This window comes from Agrobacterium larrymoorei, from assembly GCF_030819275.1.
GTDB classification, from domain to species: Bacteria; Pseudomonadota; Alphaproteobacteria; order Rhizobiales; family Rhizobiaceae; genus Agrobacterium; species Agrobacterium larrymoorei_B.
Map to the genome: position 1 here is coordinate 51,332 of NZ_JAUTBL010000002.1, position 22,012 is coordinate 73,343.

23 protein-coding genes are annotated in these 22,012 nt (G+C 59.5%); 17 read left to right on the forward strand and 6 right to left on the reverse strand.

The features are described 5' to 3' along the window. Positions 1-2 precede the first annotated feature (2 nt). Together exbD and QE408_RS08795 are read left to right on the forward strand one after the other, a co-directional pair. On the forward strand, positions 3-512 hold the full coding sequence (gene exbD, locus QE408_RS08790) for a TonB system transport protein ExbD (protein WP_306930321.1): 510 nt from the start codon (positions 3-5) through the stop codon (positions 510-512). Next, on the forward strand, positions 509-1,441 hold the full coding sequence (locus tag QE408_RS08795; RefSeq protein WP_306930323.1) for a TonB family protein: 933 nt from the start codon (positions 509-511) through the stop codon (positions 1,439-1,441). Before exbD ends, QE408_RS08795 begins: the two co-directional genes overlap by 4 nt. Positions 1,442-1,474: 33 nt before the next feature. Here the strand turns inward: QE408_RS08795 and phnF are convergent, their stop codons facing one another. Beyond that, the gene (gene phnF / locus QE408_RS08800; protein WP_306930325.1) at positions 1,475-2,212 is read right to left on the reverse strand and encodes a phosphonate metabolism transcriptional regulator PhnF; all 738 of its coding nucleotides are present in this window, start codon (positions 2,210-2,212) and stop codon (positions 1,475-1,477) included. 80 nt (positions 2,213-2,292) lie between these two features. Between phnF and phnG the strand changes: the two genes are divergently transcribed. The 14 genes from phnG to phnN all read left to right on the forward strand — a co-directional run bounded on the left by phnG (position 2,293) and on the right by phnN (position 14,683). Next, entirely contained in the window at positions 2,293-2,751 is a 459-nt protein-coding gene (gene phnG / locus QE408_RS08805) for a phosphonate C-P lyase system protein PhnG (RefSeq protein ID WP_306930327.1), read from the forward strand. Beyond that, positions 2,751-3,356, forward strand: coding sequence for a phosphonate C-P lyase system protein PhnH (gene phnH / locus QE408_RS08810; protein WP_306930329.1), 606 nt, complete (start codon positions 2,751-2,753; stop codon positions 3,354-3,356). Before phnG ends, phnH begins: the two co-directional genes overlap by 1 nt. A gap of 3 nt (positions 3,357-3,359) precedes the next feature. Then, a complete protein-coding gene (locus QE408_RS08815) occupies positions 3,360-4,469 on the forward strand; it encodes a carbon-phosphorus lyase complex subunit PhnI (protein ID WP_306930331.1) in 1,110 nt (369 codons plus the stop codon). 149 nt (positions 4,470-4,618) lie between these two features. Continuing rightward, on the forward strand, positions 4,619-5,539 hold the full coding sequence (locus QE408_RS08820) for an alpha-D-ribose 1-methylphosphonate 5-phosphate C-P-lyase PhnJ (protein ID WP_306930332.1): 921 nt from the start codon (positions 4,619-4,621) through the stop codon (positions 5,537-5,539). Further along, the gene (gene phnK, locus QE408_RS08825) at positions 5,536-6,312 is read left to right on the forward strand and encodes a phosphonate C-P lyase system protein PhnK (RefSeq protein ID WP_306930333.1); all 777 of its coding nucleotides are present in this window, start codon (positions 5,536-5,538) and stop codon (positions 6,310-6,312) included. The genes QE408_RS08820 and phnK overlap by 4 nt, the downstream gene beginning before the upstream one ends. 1 nt (position 6,313) lies before the next feature. Then, the gene (gene phnL / locus QE408_RS08830) at positions 6,314-7,021 is read left to right on the forward strand and encodes a phosphonate C-P lyase system protein PhnL (RefSeq protein ID WP_062427271.1); all 708 of its coding nucleotides are present in this window, start codon (positions 6,314-6,316) and stop codon (positions 7,019-7,021) included. Beyond that, the gene (locus tag QE408_RS08835; RefSeq protein ID WP_306930336.1) at positions 7,018-7,635 is read left to right on the forward strand and encodes a DapH/DapD/GlmU-related protein; all 618 of its coding nucleotides are present in this window, start codon (positions 7,018-7,020) and stop codon (positions 7,633-7,635) included. Before phnL ends, QE408_RS08835 begins: the two co-directional genes overlap by 4 nt. A gap of 113 nt (positions 7,636-7,748) precedes the next feature. Then, the gene (phnC, locus tag QE408_RS08840) at positions 7,749-8,624 is read left to right on the forward strand and encodes a phosphonate ABC transporter ATP-binding protein (RefSeq protein WP_306930339.1); all 876 of its coding nucleotides are present in this window, start codon (positions 7,749-7,751) and stop codon (positions 8,622-8,624) included. Between the two features lie 97 nt (positions 8,625-8,721). Next, the gene (phnD, locus tag QE408_RS08845) at positions 8,722-9,627 is read left to right on the forward strand and encodes a phosphonate ABC transporter substrate-binding protein (protein ID WP_306930341.1); all 906 of its coding nucleotides are present in this window, start codon (positions 8,722-8,724) and stop codon (positions 9,625-9,627) included. Positions 9,628-9,791: 164 nt separating this feature from the next. Then, a complete protein-coding gene (gene phnE, locus QE408_RS08850) occupies positions 9,792-10,766 on the forward strand; it encodes a phosphonate ABC transporter, permease protein PhnE (RefSeq protein ID WP_306930342.1) in 975 nt (324 codons plus the stop codon). Beyond that, positions 10,766-12,115, forward strand: a complete 1,350-nt coding sequence (phnE, locus tag QE408_RS08855; protein ID WP_306930343.1) for a phosphonate ABC transporter, permease protein PhnE — start codon at positions 10,766-10,768, stop codon at positions 12,113-12,115. The genes phnE (QE408_RS08850) and phnE (QE408_RS08855) overlap by 1 nt, the downstream gene beginning before the upstream one ends. A 150-nt stretch (positions 12,116-12,265) precedes the next feature. Then, positions 12,266-12,958: a DUF1045 domain-containing protein gene (locus tag QE408_RS08860; RefSeq protein ID WP_306930345.1), complete on the forward strand. Its 693-nt coding sequence runs from the start codon at positions 12,266-12,268 to the stop codon at positions 12,956-12,958. Further along, the gene (locus tag QE408_RS08865) at positions 12,951-14,087 is read left to right on the forward strand and encodes an alpha-D-ribose 1-methylphosphonate 5-triphosphate diphosphatase (protein WP_306930347.1); all 1,137 of its coding nucleotides are present in this window, start codon (positions 12,951-12,953) and stop codon (positions 14,085-14,087) included. The genes QE408_RS08860 and QE408_RS08865 overlap by 8 nt, the downstream gene beginning before the upstream one ends. 50 nt (positions 14,088-14,137) lie before the next feature. Then, positions 14,138-14,683, forward strand: coding sequence for a phosphonate metabolism protein/1,5-bisphosphokinase (PRPP-forming) PhnN (gene phnN / locus QE408_RS08870; RefSeq protein ID WP_306930349.1), 546 nt, complete (start codon positions 14,138-14,140; stop codon positions 14,681-14,683). A gap of 8 nt (positions 14,684-14,691) precedes the next feature. Here the strand turns inward: phnN and QE408_RS08875 are convergent, their stop codons facing one another. After that, a complete protein-coding gene (locus QE408_RS08875) occupies positions 14,692-15,573 on the reverse strand; it encodes a LysR family transcriptional regulator (RefSeq protein ID WP_306930351.1) in 882 nt (293 codons plus the stop codon). A 108-nt stretch (positions 15,574-15,681) separates the two neighbouring features. Between QE408_RS08875 and QE408_RS08880 the strand changes: the two genes are divergently transcribed. Next, positions 15,682-17,178: a CoA-acylating methylmalonate-semialdehyde dehydrogenase gene (locus tag QE408_RS08880; protein WP_306930354.1), complete on the forward strand. Its 1,497-nt coding sequence runs from the start codon at positions 15,682-15,684 to the stop codon at positions 17,176-17,178. Between the two features lie 226 nt (positions 17,179-17,404). Here the strand turns inward: QE408_RS08880 and QE408_RS08885 are convergent, their stop codons facing one another. From QE408_RS08885 to hutH, 4 genes are read right to left on the reverse strand one after another with little or no spacing between them, the layout of a single operon-like run. Beyond that, positions 17,405-17,971 (reverse strand): HutD/Ves family protein, encoded by a 567-nt coding sequence (locus QE408_RS08885; protein ID WP_306930356.1) that lies wholly within the window; start codon positions 17,969-17,971, stop codon positions 17,405-17,407. Positions 17,972-17,973: 2 nt separating this feature from the next. Beyond that, positions 17,974-19,659 (reverse strand): urocanate hydratase, encoded by a 1,686-nt coding sequence (gene hutU / locus QE408_RS08890; RefSeq protein ID WP_306930359.1) that lies wholly within the window; start codon positions 19,657-19,659, stop codon positions 17,974-17,976. 12 nt (positions 19,660-19,671) lie between these two features. Next, positions 19,672-20,472, reverse strand: coding sequence for an N-formylglutamate deformylase (gene hutG, locus QE408_RS08895; protein WP_306930361.1), 801 nt, complete (start codon positions 20,470-20,472; stop codon positions 19,672-19,674). Between the two features lie 2 nt (positions 20,473-20,474). Continuing rightward, positions 20,475-22,010, reverse strand: a complete 1,536-nt coding sequence (hutH, locus tag QE408_RS08900; RefSeq protein ID WP_306930363.1) for a histidine ammonia-lyase — start codon at positions 22,008-22,010, stop codon at positions 20,475-20,477. Positions 22,011-22,012 lie beyond the last annotated feature (2 nt).

Consider the following 22,012-nt stretch of genomic DNA (forward strand, 5'->3'; position numbering starts at 1 on the left):
TCATGGCGGGCGGTATTCGAGAAAGTCACGGGGAAGAACTTCCCGAAAACCATGAAATCAACGTCACGCCCTTCATCGACGTGATGCTGGTGCTGCTCATCATCTTCATGGTGGCGGCGCCGCTTGCGACCGTGGATGTCAATGTCGACCTTCCGGCCTCGACGGCAAAGCCGGCCGAACGCCCTGACGAGCCGCTATACCTGACGGTGAAGGATGATCTGTCGCTCAATATCGGCAATGATGCGGTGGCGCGTGAAGCGCTTGCGACGAGCCTCGATGCCAAGACGGGCGGCAAGAAGGACACGCGTATCTTCCTGCGCGCTGACAAGGCGGTGGATTACGGCCACTTCATGGAGATCATGAACCTGCTGCGTGACAGCGGATATCTGAAGATCGCGCTTGTCGGGCTGGAGGGTGTTGCAGCCCCAGCACCAAATGCCGCACCAGCCTCTCCCTCCAGCCAGCCGCAACCCGGCCAGCCCGCGCCTGGTCCAAATGGAGGCGCGCAGTGACAGACCCCGTCCAGCTCCGGTCCGGACGCTCCCGCTTGGGAGATGCCGCGCTCTGGTCTGTGGCAGCGCTCGTCATGGTTTCGGCGCATGCGGTTGCCGCCTATTATCTGATGCAGCAGAGCAAGGTCGAGTTGGGCGATAACGCGCCTCAAGCTGCAATCATGATCGAGCTTGCGGCTCTGCCGGAGGCCGTCAATACCGAGCAGACGGTTGAAGCCAATGACGAGATCGAAACAGAAGAAGTCAAGAGCAACGTTGCCGAACCGGTAGACGAACCTCCACCAGTCGAGCCGCCGCCGGAACCCGTTCCAGGGCCTGTCGTCGAGCAACCGCCACCGGAGCCTGAGCCCACACCTGAGGTGCAGCCAGAGATAGCGCAACCCGTCGAGCAGGAGCCTCCGCCGGAACCGGTGCAGGAGATCGATCCCATCGAGCAGCAGCAGGTGGCAGAACTCGAGAATGTCGAGGTTCCGCTTCCGGTGCTTCGCCCACCTCCGCCACCGGTGCAAAAGAAGGTGGAGAAGGACAAAGAGCCAGAAAAGAAGCGCGTGCAGAAGCCGACGCAGGCGCAACAGCAATCACAGCGTCGGGATATCGCTAAAGCAGAGGCGTCCCAGTCCGACAGAACGGCTGCTTCACGCAATAGCGCTGGGTCCGCATCGTCTTCCGTCTCTCCCGCTGATTGGGCATCGAAGGTTCAAAGCGCTGTTGCCCGCCGTATCGTACGCGGCGCGGGACGTTCTGGCATGACAGTCACTGTGTCCTTCGTCGTGCAAAACGATGGCTCGATTGGTCGGCTCAGCGTGGTCAAATCCACGGGCGATGAGGCCGTTGATGCGAAAATAAAGTCGTCGATCGGCAGGGCATCGGTCTCAACGCCGCCGCCAGGTGCGCAGACGTCCTTTGTGGTCCCTGTCCAGATCAGATAGCGGTCGCTTGCAAGGCGACCGCTTCCATTACCGTCAATTCTCCACGGTGAATTGCACCACATCCGCCGGAAAGCGGCTGGTGCCAAACTGTATCGGCTTGCCGTCCATGTCGATATTCAAGGAGTCGGAGACAAGAAGAATGGCCCCTGGTGACAATTCGAGATCGGCCAGATCGTCGGCCTCCGCGTGGCGGGCGGACACGGTGGTTGATGCCCGGACATAATCGGCCACGCCGGATAGTTTCAGCGCTTCGGTGATAGAGCGCGTTTCCTCATAATCAGTGGCAATGCCACCGAACCGATCCGCCGGGAACCAGGATGTGGAGCGCGACACCGGCTTCTGATCGACCTTGCGCAGCAATTCCAGCCGGATGAGTGGCGCGCCCGGTGCGACATTCAGCTTCTCGGCGAGCGCCGTGGTTGCTCCTTCCAAGGAATGGGCCAGAAGCAGCCCTTCCATCTCCCGTGCCTGATCGCCGAGACCAGTGGTAAAGCGTGTACGTTTCGAGATCGGAAAACTGAGGCGGTCCTTGCGGGTGATAAGCGTGCCGCGTCCTTGCAGCGCCTGAACGATGCCTTCATCCGCAAGCGCTGCAATAGCGCCTCTGACGGTATGACGGTTAACGCCGAAGCGTTCGGCCAGCACCATCTCTGATGGCAACATGCCGGTTCCATCATATTCCCCCGCAGCAATTGCCGTCCTGATCCGGTCGGCGATCTGGCGCCACAGCGCGACGCCGTTCTTCTTTCGCATATTGTTCGTCAGGGTCATGTCACACGCTTGTCATCCTTAGGGCTTAAATCTAAGCTATCTTGTATGGTTGTCTATATCAATAGACGTTTGAGGATAAAATGAACGAACCGACCGAAATTCAAGAGGCGAGAAAGCGGGCCGCAGGGCTCCTAGCCCGTGCGACGGTTGAAGAGCTTCTCCTGTGCTGGAACGCTCTCGACGCCAAGCCAACCGTCGAAAAGGTCCGTGGCCCGGAAACCGGGCTCGTCATGGTGCGCGGAAGGATCGGCGGCGGCGGTTCGCCCTTCAATCTCGGAGAAGCGACGGTGACGCGCGCGACGGTCAAGCTCGCCTCCGGCACGATCGGCCATGCCCATGCGCTCGGCACCAGCCGCAAGCAGGCATGGTACGCGGCAATCGCCGATGCCCTTTGGCAAGAAGAGGCCACCCGCCCTCTCGTCGAGCGTGAGGTTCTTTCTGTGGTCGCGTCCCGTATCGAGAAGCGCAAAGCAAACGCTATCCAGCAAACCGCCGCAACCCGCGTCGATTTCTTCACCATGGTTCGGGGAGACGACTAATGTCCGCCAAAGCAAATATCGTAACGGGTGGATTTTCCGATCCGGTCTTCGATTCCCAGCACATCTTCAAGGCCGTTATGGACGGCATGGCGCGCCCAGGGAAACTGCAGTCATTCGATCTGCCGATCCAGCCGCCAAGCCCGCTTGGCAAAGCCGCCGGGGGCATTCTCCTGACGCTCTGCGATTACGAGACGCCTGTCTGGATGAATGGTGCCTTCTCAAAATCGGTCGCTCCAAGCTGGCTGAGCTTTCATACGGGCGCGCAGATGGCGGCCAGCAAGGCCGAGGCTCGTTTTGCGGTGCTTGATGCCGGAAGCCAGCTCTCCTCCTTCGATCTTTTTGCTCAGGGCAGCCAGGAATATCCCGATCGCTCCGCAACGGTGATCATCGAAGTGCCGGATCTGGCAGGCGGTCCGAGATTGCGCCTCTCCGGCCCCGGCATCCGCGAGACCGAGACCATAGAGCCCACGGGCCTGCCAGATATCTTCGTACGCCTGTGGAGCGAGAACCGGGCGGTCTTCCCCCGCGGCGTTGACGTCATCCTCACGTGCGGCAGCCACTTCATCTGCCTGCCGCGCTCCACCCGCATTGAGACGGAGGCCTGAGCCATGTATGTTGCCGTAAAGGGTGGGGAAACCGCCATTGCCAATGCGCATCGCTTACTTGCAGATCGTCGTCGTGGAGACCGCAACCTGCCGGCCATGACGGTTGGCCAAATCGTCGAACAGCTTGGACTGGCCGTGGATCGTGTGATGGCCGAAGCGTCGCTTTACGATCGCGCACTTGCCGCGCTCGCGGTGAAGCAATCGCGTGGCGACATGATAGAAGCGATCTTTCTGCTGCGCGCCTACCGCACCACCCTGCCACGGTTCGGTTATTCCAAGCCGGTGGAAACGGGCCAAATGCTGGTCGAGCGTCGCGTGTCGGCGACCTACAAGGATCTACCCGGCGGACAGTTGCTGGGCCCGACCTTCGACTACACGCACCGCCTGCTCGATCCTTCGCTTCTCGAAGATGGAGAGGTTGAGGAACCCGTTCTGCGCGATTCAGAACCTGAACATGTCATGCGCGTTTCGGAAATTCTGGCCGAAGAAGGCCTGATCGAGAGCGATGGCGAGATGCCGGAAGACCATATCCCCGGCGATCTGACGCGCGAGCCAATGGAGTTTCCCATGGCGCGGGATCTGCGGCTGCAGTCGCTCGCCCGGGGCGATGAAGGCTTCCTCCTCGCATTGGCCTACTCAACGCAACGTGGTTACGGTCGCAACCACCCCTTTGTCGGCGAAGTGAGAATTGGCGAGGTTGAAGTCGAGCTGGATATCCCGGAACTGGGTTTCGCCGTCTCCATCGGCGATATCCAGGTGACCGAATGCCAGATGGTCAACCAGTTCAAGGGTTCGGCCAAGGCACCGCCGCAGTTCACCCGCGGTTACGGTCTGATTTTTGGCCAGAGCGAGCGGAAAGCAATGGCGATGTCGCTGGTGGACCGTGCGTTACGCGCAGATGAATTCGGTGAGGATAGAACCGCACCGGCGCAAGACGAAGAATTTGTGATTTCCCATGCGGACAATGTTCAGGCGACGGGCTTCGTGGAGCATCTGAAACTCCCGCACTATGTCGATTTCCAAGCTGAACTTGGTCTTGTCCGAAACATGCGCGCCGATTTCGAGGCTGCGCAAAGCTCAGATGAAAGTTGGTTGAACGATGCGGCTGAATAAAGACGTGGTTTTAGCGCTGCTCGTTGAACCAGTAAGCGCAAAATACGCTGGAAGCTGCAAATACAGTGAAGAACAGCGCAATGAGAATTCCGATCTCCATGATCATTTACTCCTGACATCCGTTGTGACTTACGGAAGGACAACGCACGATGCTTGAAGAAGTTTCATTTGAAGAGAACTTTGGCGATGAAGGTCTCGCAACGTACAATTTCGCCTATCTGGATGAACAGACCAAGCGGATGATCCGCCGCGCCATTCTGAAGGCCATTGCCATACCTGGATACCAGGTGCCGTTCGCCTCGCGCGAAATGCCCATGCCCTATGGCTGGGGAACGGGCGGTGTGCAGGTGACGGCGTCGATCCTCGGACCTGATGATGTGCTGAAAGTCATCGACCAGGGAGCCGATGATACGACCAATGCCGTCTCCATCCGCGCCTTCTTCCAGAAGGTCGCCAACGTCGCCGTCACCACCCATACCAAGGACGCCACCGTCATCCAGACGCGTCACCGCGTTCCGGAAGAGACGCTGACGGAAGGTCAGGTACTGGTCTATCAGGTGCCGATCCCCGAACCCTTGCGCTTCCTTGAACCGCGCGAGACCGAGACCCGCGTCATGCACGCGCTGGAAGAATATGGCCTGATGCATGTGCGGCTCTATGAGGACATTGCCCATAATGGTCGCATTTCCAAGACCTATGCCTATCCGGTGAAGGTCGCTGGCCGTTACGTGATGGACCCGTCGCCCACGCCGAAATTCGACAATCCGAAAATGCACATGTCGGAAGCCCTGCAGCTTTTCGGGGCCGGACGCGAAAAGCGCATCTATGCGGTGCCGCCCTATACCGAAGTCGTCAGCCTCGATTTCGACGATCACCCCTTCGAGATTCAGGCCTTTGACAAGCCCTGTGCGCTTTGCGGCGCAGACGACGTCTATCTCGATGAAGTCATCCTGGACGATCGGGGCGGGCGCATGTTCGTCTGCTCGGATACCGATCATTGCGAAGACCGCCGCGCCCATGGCCATCGTGGCCATCTGCTGGCCGATGAAGTGAAGGAGGCCGCAGAATGAGCGACCAACCGCTGTTGAAAGTCCGTGACGTTTCCAAATATTATGGCGACCGTGCCGGGTGCTGCAACGTCTCCTTCGATCTATGGCCGGGAGAGGTTCTTGCGATCGTTGGTGAATCCGGCTCCGGCAAGACCACGCTGCTGAACTGCATTTCCACGCGACTGATGCCGACCACCGGCAGCGTCGAATACCGCATGCGTGATGGTTCTTTGCGCGATCTCTACCATATGGGAGAAGCCGAGCGCCGTTTCCTGATGCGCACCGATTGGGGCTTCGTGCACCAGAATCCGGCTGACGGTTTGCGCATGACGGTGTCTGCCGGTGCCAATGTCGGTGAACGGCTGATGGCGGTGGGCAACCGGCATTACGGCAATATCCGCAACACCGCCAGTGAATGGCTGGAGCGGGTGGAGATCGGCACCGATCGCATAGACGACCAGCCGCGCGCCTTTTCCGGTGGCATGCGCCAGCGCCTGCAGATCGCCCGCAATCTCGTCACCTCGCCGCGCCTCGTCTTCATGGACGAGCCGACCGGCGGTCTGGATGTCTCGGTCCAGGCGAGGCTTCTCGATCTCGTTCGCGGCCTCGTCAATGACCTCGGCCTTTCCGTCATCGTCGTCACCCACGACCTTGCGGTGGCGCGCCTCCTGTCGCACCGCATGATGGTGATGAAGGGTGGCAATGTCATCGAGCATGGCTTGACCGACCGCGTGCTGGATGACCCGCGCGAGCCCTATACCCAACTCCTCGTTTCCTCGATCCTGCAGGTGTGACATGCCGACCCCTCTCATTGTTTCGGAAGTCTTCAAAAGCTTCACCATGCATCTGCGCGACGGGATCGAACTGCCCGTGGTGCGCAATGTGAATTTTTCCGTGCAGGCTGGCGAATGTGTCGTGCTTGGCGGACCTTCGGGGATCGGCAAAAGTTCGATCCTCAAGATGCTCTACGGCAACTATGCCATCGATAGCGGCCAGATCCTCATCAAGCATGAGGGGCAGATGGTCGATATCGGCAGTGCCGCACCCCGCACCGTGCTGGAAGTCCGTCACCGCAGCCTTGGCTATGTCAGCCAGTTCTTGCGCACCGTTCCGCGCGTGGCGGCCGTCGATGTCGTCGCCGAACCGCTGCTCGCCCGCAAAGTACCGGTTGAAGAAGCACGCGAACGGGCAGGGGAGTTGCTGTCGAAGCTCAACCTGCCGCGGGAATTGTGGTCTCTTCCGCCCGCCACCTTCTCCGGCGGCGAACAGCAGCGCGTCAACATCGCGCGCGGCTTCATCACCGACCATGCCATCCTGCTGCTGGACGAACCGACGGCGTCGCTCGATGCCGCCAACCGCAAGGTGGTGGTGGAAATGATCCGGCAAAAGAAGGCCGAGGGGACAGCGCTACTCGGTATTTTCCACGATGAGGAGGTGCGTGAGGCCGTCGCCGACCGCATTCTCGACGTTTCGCAGTTCTCGCCCAGAAAGATTGCAGCATGAGTGTCAAAGTCGGCCTTGAACCCGTCATCCACGAAACCGCCCGCGTCACAAACTCCAAGCTCGGCCGTTACACCGAAGTGTCGGAGCGCTGCCGTATCGAAGAAGTGGAGATGGACGATTACTCCTACATCATGCAGGACGGTGCCGTTTGGTGCGCCACCATCGGCAAGTTCGTCAACATCGCCGCCTCGGTGCGCATCAACGCCACCAATCATCCCATGTCGCGGGCAACGCTGCACCACTTCACCTATCGCGCCCATAATTATTGGGACGATGCGGAGGACGAGACGGAGTTTTTCGCGGCAAGACGCGCCAGACGCGTCGTCATCGGCCACGATGTCTGGATCGGACACGGCGCGACCATCCTGCCCGGCGTCACCATCGGCAATGGCGCCGTCGTCGGTGCCGGTGCCGTGGTTTCGAAGGACGTCGCGCCCTACACCATTGTGGGCGGCGTCCCTGCAAGGCTGATCCGTCGCCGCTTTTCAGAAGAGGTCGGCGAGCGCATGGACCGGCTGGCCTGGTGGGATTGGGATCACGCGAGGCTTCGCGCCGCTCTCGATGATTTCCGGTCGCTCGAAGCGGACGCGTTTCTCGCCAAGTATGACGGATAAGGGCGCGGATCTCCCTAACGTCAGCCTTGTAATAATTTCTTCATCAAACTGACATTCGTGCTTCACGCATCCCTGATAGGCCGAATCCGAAATAACGAGACTGGATTTGGCCTATGACTTTTCAACTCAAGCAGGTAACGCGCCGCTTCGGCAAATCGACCGCCGTGGACAGCGTGACGCTCGACATTCCCCAGGGCCAGATGGTCGGCGTCATTGGACGTTCGGGTGCGGGCAAATCCACCCTGCTGCGGATGATCAACCGTCTGGTCGATCCGACATCCGGCTCCATCCAATTCGGCGACATCGAGGTTTCCTCGCTTCGTGGCGCCGCCTTGCGCCGCTGGCAGCGCGATTGCGCCATGATCTTCCAGCAGTTCAATCTCGTTCCCCGTCTCGACGTTTTGACCAATGTCATGCTCGGCCGTCTCAATCACCGTTCCACGGTCTTGAGTCTGATCAGCATCTTCACCACCGAAGAGCGGTTGATGGCGATTTCAGCGCTTGAGCGTCTGGGGATCGAGCATGTGGCGATGCAGCCCGCGGGCACGCTGTCGGGTGGCCAGCAGCAGCGTGTGGCGATCGCACGTGCGCTGATGCAATCGCCGCGCATGCTGCTTGCCGACGAGCCCATCGCTTCGCTCGATCCGCTCAATGCCAAGATCGTCATGGATGCGCTGCGCGATATCAATGAGCGCGAAGGCATTACCGTCATCACCAACCTTCATACGCTCGATACGGCGCGCAATTATTGTGAGCGCATCATCGGCATGGCAGCCGGTCGCGTCGTCTTCGACGGCACACCCGCCGAGCTCGATGCCCGCGCGGTCAAGGAAATCTACGGCACCGATTCTCAAGGTACCGGCATCGACGAAACCATGACGTCGACCAGCATCACCATTGAAGGCGCGGAGCTGACTGCGCGCGCCCAACACCCATCTGCCGGTCCTGAAGCTTCTGCTCCCAAGCCTCTTTCCATGGCTGGACTGTAAGGACTGCACAGCATCGATCCGCCCGCGTCAGGGGCGCCCAATACCACATTCCATATCGTGTCAAACTCCGGCTCGCCGGAAAAACGGAGATAAATCCATGTTGAAGAAAGCTCTTCTTTCGGCGGTCGCACTTGGCCTTCTGGCCGGTTCGGCTCTGGCTCAGGACGTCAAGGTTCTGCGTATCGGCCTCGATGGCGGCGAAAACTCCAACGACCAGCTGCGCAACGCACAGTGCGTCGCCGATGGTCTGAAGGCTGCAACCGGTGTTGAGCAGGTTCAGCTCTTCCCGTCGCCGGACTATAACGGCGTCATCCAGGGTCTGCTCGGCGGCACCATCGACATTGCTTCCATGGGCGCGTCCTCCTACGCCAAGATCGCTATTCAGGACCCGAAGGCTGTCGATCCGATCCTGACCTATACCGGCGCTGACGGCTCCAGCGGCTATTACACGATCATGGTTGCCCGCAAGGATTCCGGCATCAAGACGCTCGCAGATGCCAAGGGCAAGAAGCTCGGCTTTGCCGATCCGGACTCCACCTCCGGCTACCTCATCCCGAACGTCGCCCTGCCGAAGGAAACCGGCAAGCCGGTCAAGGAATACTTCTCTGAAACCGGCTTTGGTGGTGGCCATGAGAACCTCGTTCTCGCCGTCCTCGACAAGAAGTTCGATGTTGGCACCACCTTCGGCTCCGGCGTTGGCAAGTGGGAAGAAGGCTACAGCTCCGGCAATCTTCATCAGATGGTCGCCAAGGGCAACCTCGACATGGACGATATCGTCGAAGTCTGGAAGTCGCCGCTGATCCCGAACGGCCCGCTGATGGTTGCCAACAAGGTTGGTGAGCCAATGAAGCAGAAGATCGAAGCTTTCTTCCTTGACCTGCCCAAGAAGGACCTGGCCTGCTTCCAAGGCTTCACGCAGGGCAAGAACAAGGAATACATCAAGGTCGATCCGTCCTTCTACCAGACGATCGTTGACGCCCGTAAGGCCGTGATCGGCGGCTGATTGCCAGCACTCGCAAGGGACGGCGGCGTCAGAAAGACGCCGCCGTTTTTTAAAGCGCATGTCCGGGAAAGCCGCACGCTTCCTGAGCGATGCCGCTGAAACGGTGAATGAGAGCAGCGGTGAGCGCATCGTCACCCACATGCTCTGGCAAGGAACACAAAGATATGGCCAGCACGCCAATCACGCCAGATACGTTGAACGAGGCCTCGAAGAAGGTCATGCAGCACTACCAGCAACAGCTGGTCACGCGGCGTATCTACACCGGCATCGCCATTGTCGTTTTTCTTGCACTGCTTTTTGCTTCGCTCGATTTCGCCAACAGCGCCAATTCCGGCAAGTTTTTCGAGCGGCTGCCCTATTTCTTCGATTTTATGAAGACCTTCCTGCCGAACAGTCCGATGGAAGTCGTTCGCGCCATGTTCGACCTGCCGTCACCCTATGCCGATGGCTCGCTGAAATACGACTATGTCTCGGAGCGGGTTTATATCGGCGACGGCTTTTATATTCCGCATTTTTTCTATCAGCTGATGATCACGCTGAACATTGCGCTGGTTTCGACGCTGATCGGCACTGCCTTCGCCTTCATGCTGTGCTTTTTCGCCTCCACCAATCTCGTTGGCGCCGGTGCCGTGCGTTTTGTCGTCAGGCGCCTGATGGAAGTGATGCGCGCCTTTCCCGAAATCGTCGTCGCCGGATTGCTGACCGCCATTCTTTCGCTCGGCCCCATTGCCGCCATCGTTGCCATCACCATCCACACCGTTGGCGCGCTCGGAAAGCTTTTCTTCGAAGTCGTCGAAAATGCCGATATGAAGCCGGATGAAGGGTTGCGGGCATCGGGTGCCAACTGGCTGGAGCGCGTGCGCTTTGCCATTGTGCCACAGGTTCTGCCAAATTTCGTCTCCTATGCGTTGCTGCGCGCCGAAATCAATGTGCGCGCCTCCACCATCATCGGTGCTGTCGGTGGCGGTGGTATCGGCGAGGTTTTCCGCCTGGCGATCGGCAACGATCACGCCGCAAAAACCTATGCCATCATCATCATGCTGCTGATCACCATTATCGCCGTGGACCAGTTTTCCGGCTGGCTGCGCCGCAGGCTGATCGGCCATCAATCCTTTGAATTCGGACGGGGAGCAGCTTGATGTCCACCAGCATTGTCATCAATGGTGCCGATCGCGAACGTCTTCTTTCGCAATATCCGCAGGTCTTCCAGCAGAGCTTTCTGCGCCGCTACGGACTGTTTCTCGGCCTTGTCGCAGCCGTCGCCTATCTCATCATCTGCTTCTTCGCCTTCAATGTCGGTCCGGCCTTGATGAATGGCCGATGGGACCGCGCTTCCAGCTACATTCAGGACTGGTATTCCTGGCGCGCCCAGCCGCGCCTCCGTTTCGCAGATGGCAAGGTCGTGCCGCAATGGACGAGCCGCGGACAGTATCCCGCTAACGCCAGTATCAGCTGGTTGCAGCCGCTGCCGGATGGTGGATATAGCGTGATCTATGGCGGCCAGCAGAACCGAATCGATATCACGCCGACACAGGCCGATGTTTATATCGACGGCAAGCTCTATCCGGTGACAATCGGCGCAGACCGCGTCACAGCCCCCGCGGGATCGCCCGTGCAGATCCGTCAGGACGAAAACAAGGTTGTGGTCGAATATGGTTTCGCAGGACAGGCGGAAATCCGTACCTCGCAACTTTATGTCCAGCGCCGCTTCCTCGGTTGGGCCAATTTCTTCTTCGACACACGCTCGCAGTTCTGGGGTAAGAGCTGGGGGGAACTCGCCTCGCTCGCCCTCTGGCAACCCCGCGTCGATCCGGCGCAGTCCAACATCTCCAAAATGGTCGATGACTTCTTGGGCAACGATGCCTGGCAGCATGAGGATATTCTCTCCAAGCTGTTGCAGACGCTGGTCATGGCCTTCCTTGGCACACTTCTGGGAACGCTCTTCGCCTTCCCTCTGGCATTTATCGCCGCTCGTAACATCACTGCCAACAAGGCGGCGAATTGGGGTATGAAGCGGCTTTTCGATTTCCTGCGCTCCATCGACATGCTGATCTGGGCGCTGTTCTTTACTCGCAGCTTTGGTCCCGGACCGATACCCGGCATCGCGGCGATCTTCTTCACCGATACCGGCGCGCTCGGAAAGGTTTATGCCGAGGCGCTGGAGAATGTTGATGACAAGCAGCGTGAGGGCGTGAAGTCGGTCGGCGCTTCGCCGGTCATCGTCAATCGCTACGGCGTCATTCCGCAGGTGCTGCCGGTATTCATCTCGCAGTCTCTTTATTTCTGGGAGAGCAACACGCGCTCGGCCACCGTTATCGGTGCAGTCGGTGCAGGCGGTATCGGCCTCAAGTTGCTGGAAGCCATGCGCACCAATCAGGACTGGGACAAGGTTGCCTATATGGTGCTGCTGATCCTCATCGTCGTCTTCCTGTTCGACAATATGTCCAATGCGATCCGCTCTCGCCTCATCGGTAAAACGCACCATTAAATATGAGACTGATATCCGGCGAATTTCTCTCCCGATATCATCATTCTGTCATGGAAAAGGTCTACCCCGCACATCTGACCTTGCGGGGCCGAGACGAGTCGTCTCAAATGGCGCTCCCGCTGTTTTCATGATGTTTGAAAGTGCGACCCCGTGCGCTACGCAATCTATTTTACGCCTTCCGCCACCGATCCGCTCACTGAGATGGCATCGCGGTGGCTGGGGCGCAACGCCTTTTCCGACGAGGTGTTTGACGACTATGCCGACTTCGCAGGTGTCACCGAAGATCCAAGGCGCTATGGTTTTCACGCCACGCTGAAAGCGCCCTTGGAACTTGCCGAAGACAGAAGCGAAGCAGAACTGTTGGAGGCATTTTCAGCTTTCGCAGCCTCACAAGTCGCCTTCGATATTCCCGAAATCGTCATCGGTTCTCTTGGGCCATTCTTCGCCTTGGTTCCTGCCACACTCCATCAACCGCTTCAGGATTTCACCGCCGAGGTGGTGACGCATTTCGAACCTTTCCGCGCGCCGCTTTCCGAGCGCGACATCGCCCGTCGCAAGCCCGAAACGCTGAGCGAAAGCCAGCGCGCCAATCTTCATCGGTGGGGCTATCCTTACGTCATGGACGATTTTCGCTTCCACATGACCCTGACTGGGCCGGTGAGTGACGGGCGCAGGCAAGAGATGGCGGATATTCTCACCAAGACATTTGCCGGCTTCACTCATCGCCCGCTGACGATTTCCGGCCTTGGCCTTTTCGTTGAAAAGCAGCGGGGCGAAGCCTTCACCGTTCATAGCTGGCAGCCACTGGCTGCTCTCAATACGAAAGATGTCCGAAATGGCTGAACATGTCCTATCCAATGCGCGCATCGTGCTGTCCGACGATGTGCTCCAAGGCTCCGTCCTGATCCGCGATGGCGTGATTGCCGATATCAGTGAGGGTGGATCGAAAACGGGCGAAGATTTCGACGGCGACTATCTGATCCCCGGCCTCGTCGAATTGCATACCGACCATCTGGAGCAGCATTATTCCCCGCGCCCGGGTGTGACCTGGGACAAGATCGCCGCCATTCAGGCGCATGATGCGCAGGTTGCATCCTCCGGCATCACAACCGTCTTCGATTGCCTGCGCCTTGGCTCGGACGAGGATGGCGGCTTTGCGCGCGGCGAAATGCGCGACATGGCCAATGCCATCGAAAAGGCCAAGGGTGAAGATCGTCTTCGCTCCGATCACCTGCTGCATCTGCGCTGCGAAGTCGCCTCCGCCGACGTGCTGGAGCATTTCGAAGACTTCGAAAACGATCCGCATGTGCGGCTGATCTCGCTGATGGACCATTCCCCGGGCCAGCGTCAGTTCCAGACGATGGATCAGTACGTCATGTTCTATCAAAAGAAGCGTGGCTTGAGCGACGAAGCCTTCAAGGCCTTTGTCGATCGACGCGTTTCCGCCTCGCAAAAATTCTCCGGCAAGCACCGTGATTATCTGTCGGCCCGTTGCGCCGAACGCGGAATCACTGTTGCCAGTCATGACGATGCGACGGAGGCCCATGTTGAGGAAGCCATCGGCCATGGTGTGCGTCTTGCCGAATTCCCGACCAGCGTGGAAGCCGCCAAGGCGTCGCACACGGCTGGGATGAGCGTGCTGATGGGCGCACCGAACATCGTTCGCGGCAAATCCCATTCCGGCAATATTGCTGCACGCGATCTCGCCGAACTCGGCGTTCTCGATGTGCTGTCGTCGGACTACGTACCCTTCAGCCTGCTCTACGCGCCCTTCCTGCTGGCCGATCAGGTGGAAGGCATTACCCTTCCCAAGGCTCTGTCCATGGTCACGGCAACGCCCGCAAAAACGGTGGGCCTGACGGATCGCGGTTCAATCGCCGAAGGCCTGCGCGCCGATCTCGTGCGGGTTCGTCGCGAAAGCGGCGTGCCGGTGGTGCGTAGCGTCTGGCGACAAGGAAAACGTGTCGCATGAGCTTAGCATCGCCAGACTCAAGCTTACCAAGCCCCGACAGGGTGGGAACCATGATCGTTGTCGTCGGTCCGAGCGGCGCCGGCAAGGATACGCTCATCGATTATGCCGCAGAACGCTTGCGGCATAATCCCGACGTGAATTTCGTCCGGCGCGTCATCACCAGGGACAGCGATGCGGGTGGTGAGAACCATCTGGGCTGTACCGAAGACGCATTTGAGCGGAAAAAGCTAGCCGGCGAATTTTGTGTGTCATGGAGCGCCCACGGCCTGCATTACGGCATTCCCGCCTCGCTCAAAGAGCATTTGAAGCATGGTGGCGTGGCGGTCGCCAACGGCTCGCGCTCGGCGCTGCCGCATTTCAGAAGTGCTTTCCCGTCATTGAAGGTGGTGGTGGTCACGGCCCGGCCGGAAATCCTCTCTGCGAGGCTCGCCAATCGCGGGCGTGAGAGCATGGCCGAAATCATGGGCCGGCTCGATCGTAAGGTTGAGGTGCTCTGCGACGATGTCGATGTGACGACAATCGACAATAGTGGCGAGATCGAAGAGGCCGGCTCCGCTTTGCTCGCCCTCGTTCAGGATTACCTGCCTGCTCGATAACACCGCGGTCACAAAAAGCTACGGCGCTCCTTCGCCACGATATCCTGGAGAAACTGCACCACCGTTCTGACGCGCGCTAGCTGCCGGGCATTTTCGTGATAAGCCGTCCAGTAGGAGCGTCGAATGGACATGTGCGGAAGAAGACGAACCAGAGCAGGATCGTTTCGGGCAATGTAATCGTGCAGGATGCCGATGCCCGCGCCGGAGCGGACGGCTTCCGTCTGCCCGATCGCGCTTGAGACCGCAAAGCTCGGATCCCAGTCCCGCATGATCTCTTCAGTGAAATTGAGCGACGGGGAGAAGATCAGATCCTCGACATAGCCGATACGCCGGTGCTGCCTCAGCGCCTCGACGCTGTCAGGAAATGGGTGTTGCTCCAGATAGGTCTTTGCCGCATAGAGCCCGAGCGAGTAATCCGTCAGTTTGGAAAAGACCAGCCGCCCCTGTTCGGGTCGCTCGATCGTGATCGCAATGTCGGCCTCGCGTTGGGACAGTGAAAAGGAGCGCGGGATCGGTACAAGCTCGATTTTGAGTTCGGGATGCCGCGCTGTCAGTTCTCCGAGCCGCGGCGCGAGGAAGGAAACCCCAAAGCCATCCGGCGCGCCGATGCGCACGGTGCCGCTAATCGACGCGACACCCTGGCCAAGCGCTGCCTGCACCGAAAGCATCTCCGTTTCCATCCGCTCGGCAGCCACGAGAAAGCGGCTACCGTCTTCGGTGAGCACACATCCCGTGGTGGTTCGAAGAAACAGCTGACATTCAAGTGCTGCCTCCAGCGCGGTGACCCGGCGGCTTAGCGTCGCGTGATTGACGCCGAGCAGTTTCGCGGCTGCGAGGAACTGCCCGCTCCGCGCCACACTGAGAAAAATTCGCACATCGTCCCAGTCCATCGCTGCACCTTGTGTCTATTTATGCACAACGGATGCGTATTCCTGACCATTGATTTGTGCAACTCAAAACAGGATGGTGCAGCATCTAAAAGATCTTTGGAGGACACCATGAACGAGATCGGCCATTTCATTGACGGCAAGCGCGTGGCAGGCACGAGTGGCCGCACATCGAATGTCTTCAACCCGGCAACCGGCGAAGTGCAGGCAACGGTGGCTCTGGCAAGCGATGCGGAAATTCTCGCAGCGGTTCAGAGCGCCAAGGCCGCGCAGCCGAAATGGGCAGCGACCAATCCCCAGCGCCGCGCCCGCGTGTTCTTCAAGTTCGTTGAACTGCTCAACAAGCACATGGATGAACTGGCGGTGCTTCTTTCCAGCGAGCACGGCAAGACGGTCGAGGATTCCAAGGGCGATATCATTCGCGGCTTGGAAGTCTGCGAGTTCGTTTGCGGCATTCCGCATCTCGCAAAGGGCGAGTTTACCGAAGGTGCAGGCCCGGCGATCGACATGTATTCCATCCGCCAGCCTGTCGGCATTGGCGCGGGCATCACGCCGTTCAACTTCCCTGCCATGATCCCCATGTGGATGTTCGCTCCCGCAATCGCCTGCGGCAACGCCTTCATCCTCAAGCCCTCTGAGCGTGATCCATCTTTGCCGATCCGTCTTGCCGAATTGATGATCGAAGCAGGTCTGCCTGCCGGCATCCTCAACGTCATCAATGGCGACAAGAGTGCAGTGGATGGTCTTTTGACCAACCCGGATATCGGCGCCGTCTCCTTCGTCGGTTCCACGCCGATCGCCCGCTACGTTTATGGAACCGCTGCCATGAACGGCAAGCGCGCCCAGTGCTTCGGCGGCGCGAAGAACCACATGATCATCATGCCGGATGCCGATCTCGATCAGGCCGTCAACGCGCTGATGGGTGCCGGTTACGGCTCGGCTGGCGAGCGCTGCATGGCCGTTTCGGTTGCTGTACCGGTGGGTGAAGAGACTGCCAATCGCTTGGTTGAAAAGCTCATCCCGCAGATCGAAGCGTTGAAGATTGGTCCTTACACCGATGACAAGGCTGACATGGGCCCGCTCGTCACCAAGGAAGCGCAGACGCGCGTCAAGGGCCTGATCGACAGTGGTGTGGAGCAGGGCGCAAAGCTTCTGGTCGACGGTCGCGATTTCAAGCTTCAGGGCTATGAGAATGGTTACTTCGTCGGCGGTTGCCTGTTCGACCACGTCACGCCGGATATGGATATCTACAAGCAGGAAATTTTCGGACCGGTTCTCTCCGTCGTCCGCGCCCAGAATTATGAAGAAGCGCTCGATCTGCCGATGAAGCACGAATATGGCAACGGCGTCGCCATCTTCACCCGCGACGGCGATGCCGCCCGCGACTTTGCCTCCCGCATCAATATCGGCATGATCGGCGTCAACGTTCCGATCCCGGTTCCGCTCGCGTATCACTCCTTCGGCGGCTGGAAGGCATCGAGCTTCGGCGACCTCAACCAGCACGGTACCGATTCGATCAAGTTCTGGACCAAGACCAAGACGATCACCGCCCGCTGGCCATCCGGCATCAAGTCGGGTGCTGAATTCGTTATGCCGACGATGAAGTGATGCGGTTTTTAGTGTGAAAGATGGAGGCCCCGTTCGCGCGGGGCCTTTCTTTTGGTGGCCCAAACTCTCCCTCGGGTCATCCTCGGGCTTGACCCGAGGATCCATTTTTCCCAACGGCGTTAATGGCTTATGGATCCTCGGCTCAAGGCCGAGAATGACGGCTAAGAGGGGAGTTGGCCGTCATCTTCAAGCAGAGCGTCGCTTGAGCTCATCTCTTAGTCGAGCGCTAAGCAGCCCCTTTAAGTCGTATTTCATAGCAGACGATATTCTCAGCCGTAACGCTTGCATCCTCTCCAACGAGCACGCAATCCATCGCCTCTAGCTTCACCGTCTCGCCCGCACTGGTGAGCGTCACCGGACCCGTCGCCAGAAGATACACCGTCTCTCCACGTTCACAGCCACGAATCGAGAACGAGCCAGTCTTTCGCTCGACGCTAAGCGAAAATCGTCCACGACGCGTCATGACGTTGAGATCGGTGATCGCGCCATCCACAAGCGTCGCATCCACCGGAACATCGGCGGCAAAACGAAGCGGATCGCTTTCCATCGTCAAGAGAACCGGTGCCGTACCATCGATGGTGAGCGACATGCCCTGTCCAGATAGAATGGATAGCGTTCGATCAATCTCCGGAAACAGCGAGAAAGCGCCGTCATTGACGACACTTGCCATGCTGATCCGCCACTCGAAGTCATCCACGGATGCGCCCGGCGGAAAGACGGCGATTTCCACCGTCTCTCCCTTGCCGTTCTTCCACGGCATGCGCTTGTAGTCGCGGGCAGCGAGCCGCTTCATCGCTAGTTGCCCAGAATGCCGGGCAGGCGAAGGCCCTTTTCCTTGGCGCAATCGAGCGCGATGTCGTAACCGGCATCCGCGTGACGCATGACGCCCGTGGCCGGATCGTTCCACAGCACGCGCTCAAGGCGGCGTGCCGCGTCATCGGTACCATCGGCGCAGATGACGACACCCGAATGCTGGGAAAAGCCCATGCCGACGCCGCCGCCGTGGTGCAGCGACACCCAGGTGGCACCTGATGCGGTGTTGAGCAGCGCGTTCAACAGCGGCCAGTCGGAAACGGCATCCGATCCGTCTTTCATTGCTTCGGTCTCGCGGTTCGGTGAGGCGACCGAGCCGGAATCGAGGTGATCGCGGCCGATCACGACCGGGGCCTTCAGCTCGCCATTCTTCACCATCTCGTTGAAGGCAAGCGCCAGGCGATGACGATCGCCAAGACCAACCCAGCAAATGCGTGCCGGCAGACCCTGGAAGGCGATGCGCTCGCGCGCCATGTCCAGCCAATTGTGCAGGTGCTTGTTGTCCGGCAGCAGTTCCTTCACCTTGGAGTCGGTCTTGTAGATGTCTTCCGGATCACCCGAAAGAGCTGCCCAACGGAACGGCCCGATGCCGCGGCAAAAGAGCGGGCGGATGTAAGCAGGCACGAAACCGGGGAAGGCGAAGGCGTTTTCGAAGCCTTCTTCCTTGGCAACTTGGCGGATATTGTTGCCGTAGTCGAGCGTCGGAACACCGGCGTTCCAGAAATCCACCATGGCCTGAACCTGCGTCTTCATCGAAGCGCGTGCTGCGACTTCGACAGCCTTCGGATCGCTCTCCTGCTTGGCGCGCCACTCGGCGACGCTCCAGCCGGACGGCAGGTAGCCGTGGATCGGATCATGGGCCGAGGTCTGGTCGGTGACGATATCGGGACGTGCGCCGCCTGCCTTCATTCGCTTGACGAGTTCCGGGAAGATATCGGCGGCATTGCCGATCAGACCGACGGATTTCGCTTCGCCCGCCTTGGTCCACTGGTCGATCAGCGCGAGCGCTTCATCCAGCGTATGCGCCTTGGCATCGAGGTAGCGGGTGCGCAGGCGAAAATCGACGCGGGTCTCGTCGCATTCAACCGCAAGGCAGCAGGCGCCTGCCATGACGGCGGCGAGCGGCTGTGCGCCACCCATGCCGCCAAGACCACCGGTGAGGATCCACTTGCCCGTGAGGTTGCCGCCGAAATGCTGGCGCCCGGCTTCCACGAAGGTTTCGTAGGTGCCCTGAACGATGCCCTGCGTGCCGATGTAAATCCACGAACCCGCTGTCATCTGGCCGTACATGGCAAGGCCCTTGCGGTCCAACTCGTTGAAATGCTCCCACGTCGCCCAATGCGGAACGAGGTTGGAGTTGGCGATCAGCACGCGCGGCGCATCCTTGTGGGTGCGAAACACGCCGACAGGCTTGCCGGATTGGACCAGCAGCGTCTCGTCTTCGTTGAGATCCTTCAGCGTGGCGACGATCCGGTCGAAATCCTCCCAAGTGCGCGCGGCGCGGCCAATGCCGCCATAGACGACCAGTTCATGCGGGCGCTCGGCCACATCCGGGTCCAGGTTGTTCATCAGCATGCGTAGCGGCGCTTCGGTCATCCAGCTCTTGGCATTCAGCTCCGGACCCTGCGGTGCGCGGACCTCTCGTTCGTTATGACGCGGGTTTGTCATGATCTTTCCCCTTTATGTTCTGAAGTTCAGCGCAAAATCTTCCATGCGCGTCAGAATGGTCTTGAGATGGGTGCGGAGCGTCGCGGCCTTGTCAGCATCATAGGCGAAGGGCGGCGACTCTGTTTTGAGATGGGTAGACTGCGCAAGTTCCATCTGGATCGCGTGCATACCCTGATCTGGCTGGCCGTAATGGCGTGTCGTCCAGCCACCCTTGAAGCGGCCATTGAGGATCGAGGTGTAGCCTTGAGCCGCAGTCGTTACATCGACGGCAATCGCCTCCACGGCCGGATCGCAGGTCTTGCCCATATCCGTGCCGATGTTGAAATCCGGCAGCTTGCCCTCGAAGAGGAAGGGAATATGCGAGCGGATGGAATGGCAATCATAGAGAATGGCAACGCCATGGATCGCCTTTACCCGTTCGATTTCCGCTGCAAGCGCTGCATGATAAGGCGCATGGAAATGCTGAAGCCGGTAAGCGATATCCTTTTCCGTCGGCGCCTCACCCTCTTTCCAGATCGCCTCGCCATCGAAATCCGTTTCTGGAACGAGACCCGTCGTGTTCTGGCCCGGGTAAAGGCTTGTGCCGGAAGGATCGCGGTTGGCGTCGATCACATAGCGGTGGAACGTGGCGCGCACCGTCGTCGCCTCGGCAAGCAGACCGGCATAAAGCGCGTGAATATGCCAGTCCGTGTCTGCCAGCAGTCGGCCATTGTCGTTCAGCCGCTCCCAGATGTCCGCCGGAACGTCTGTCCCAGTGTGTGGCAGACCGAGAATGACGGGCGAGCGACCCTGATGGATATCGACGGCTGCCATCTTCAAGCCTCCAGCCTTGGCAGAATGCCGTCCGAAATTGCATCGACCAGCGCGCCGGTGGCGATCAGATCGGATGCGGCTTTCAGATCGGGCGCCATGTAGCGGTCTTCTTCCAGAGATGGGATCGCGGCGCGCAGCACCGACATGGCCTTCTGCAATTCAGGGCTCGTCTTCAACGGACCACGCAACTCAACGCCCTGCACAGCGGACAGCGCTTCGATGCCAAGGATGGCAAAGAGATTGTCTGTCATCGGAAGCAGGCGGCGCGCACCATGGCAGGCCATGGATACATGGTCTTCCTGGTTGGCGGACGTCGGCGTGGAATCGACAGAGGCCGGATGCGACATCTGCTTGTTCTCGCTCATCAGCGCAGCCGAGGTCACCTCGGCGATCATCAGGCCGGAGTTCAGGCCGGGCTTCTTGGAGAGAAAAGCCGGCAGACCATAGGAAAGGGCCGGATCGACCAGAAGCGCGATACGACGCTGGGCGATCGCGCCGATTTCGCAGATGGCAAGGGCGGTCTGGTCCGCGGCAAAGGCCACCGGCTCTGCATGGAAATTGCCGCCGGAGACGACGGAATTGTCGGAAAGAACCAGCGGATTGTCCGTCACCGCATTGGCTTCGATTTCCAGCGTCTTCGCCACCTGTCTCAGAAGATCGAGGCACGCGCCATCGACCTGTGGCTGGCAGCGAATGCAATAGGGATCCTGTACGCGCTCGTCGCCTTCAATGTGGCTGACACGGATTTCCGATCCTTCCAGCAACTGCCGAAGGGCCGCACCGGCGTCAATCTGGCCCCCGTGACCACGAAGCGTGTGAATATCCGGATGGAAGGGTGCCGAAGACCCCATGGCCGCATCGGTGGACAACGCGCCGGTAATGAGTGCCGCCTGAGCCGCGCGGTGAGCGCGGAAGAGGCCGGCCAGCGCCAGCGCCGTCGATGTCTGCGTGCCATTGATCAGTGCCAGACCTTCCTTGGCCGCCAGCACCACAGGCATCAAACCGGCCTTCGCCAGCGCGTCGCGGGCTGGCATCTGCTCGCCACCGAAAAAGGCTTCGCCTTCACCCATCATCACCGCGGCCATATGGGCAAGCGGTGCGAGATCGCCCGACGCGCCGACCGAGCCCTTTTCCGGGATCAGCGGAATAACGCCTTTTTCAAGCATCGCCTCGATCAGCCGCACCAGTTCAAGCCGCACGCCAGACGCGCCGCGCCCGAGCGAAATCAGCTTCAGCGCCATGATCAGCCGCACGACATTTTCCGGCAGGGGCGCGCCGACGCCGCAGCAATGGGAGAGGATCAGATTCCGCTGGAGGGTCGCGACATCGGCGGCATCGATCTTGATCGAAGCCAGTTTGCCGAAGCCAGTATTGATGCCATAGACCGGCGCATTGCCTGCAGCGATATCAGCGATGCGCTTCGCCGCCTTCTCGATACCCGTATCGAAGGAGGGATGAAGCTTGGCGGCGCCATTCTGCCAATAGATTGTCGCGAGATCGGTAAGTGGCACTGCGCCCGGATGAAGAGTGATGGTCATGG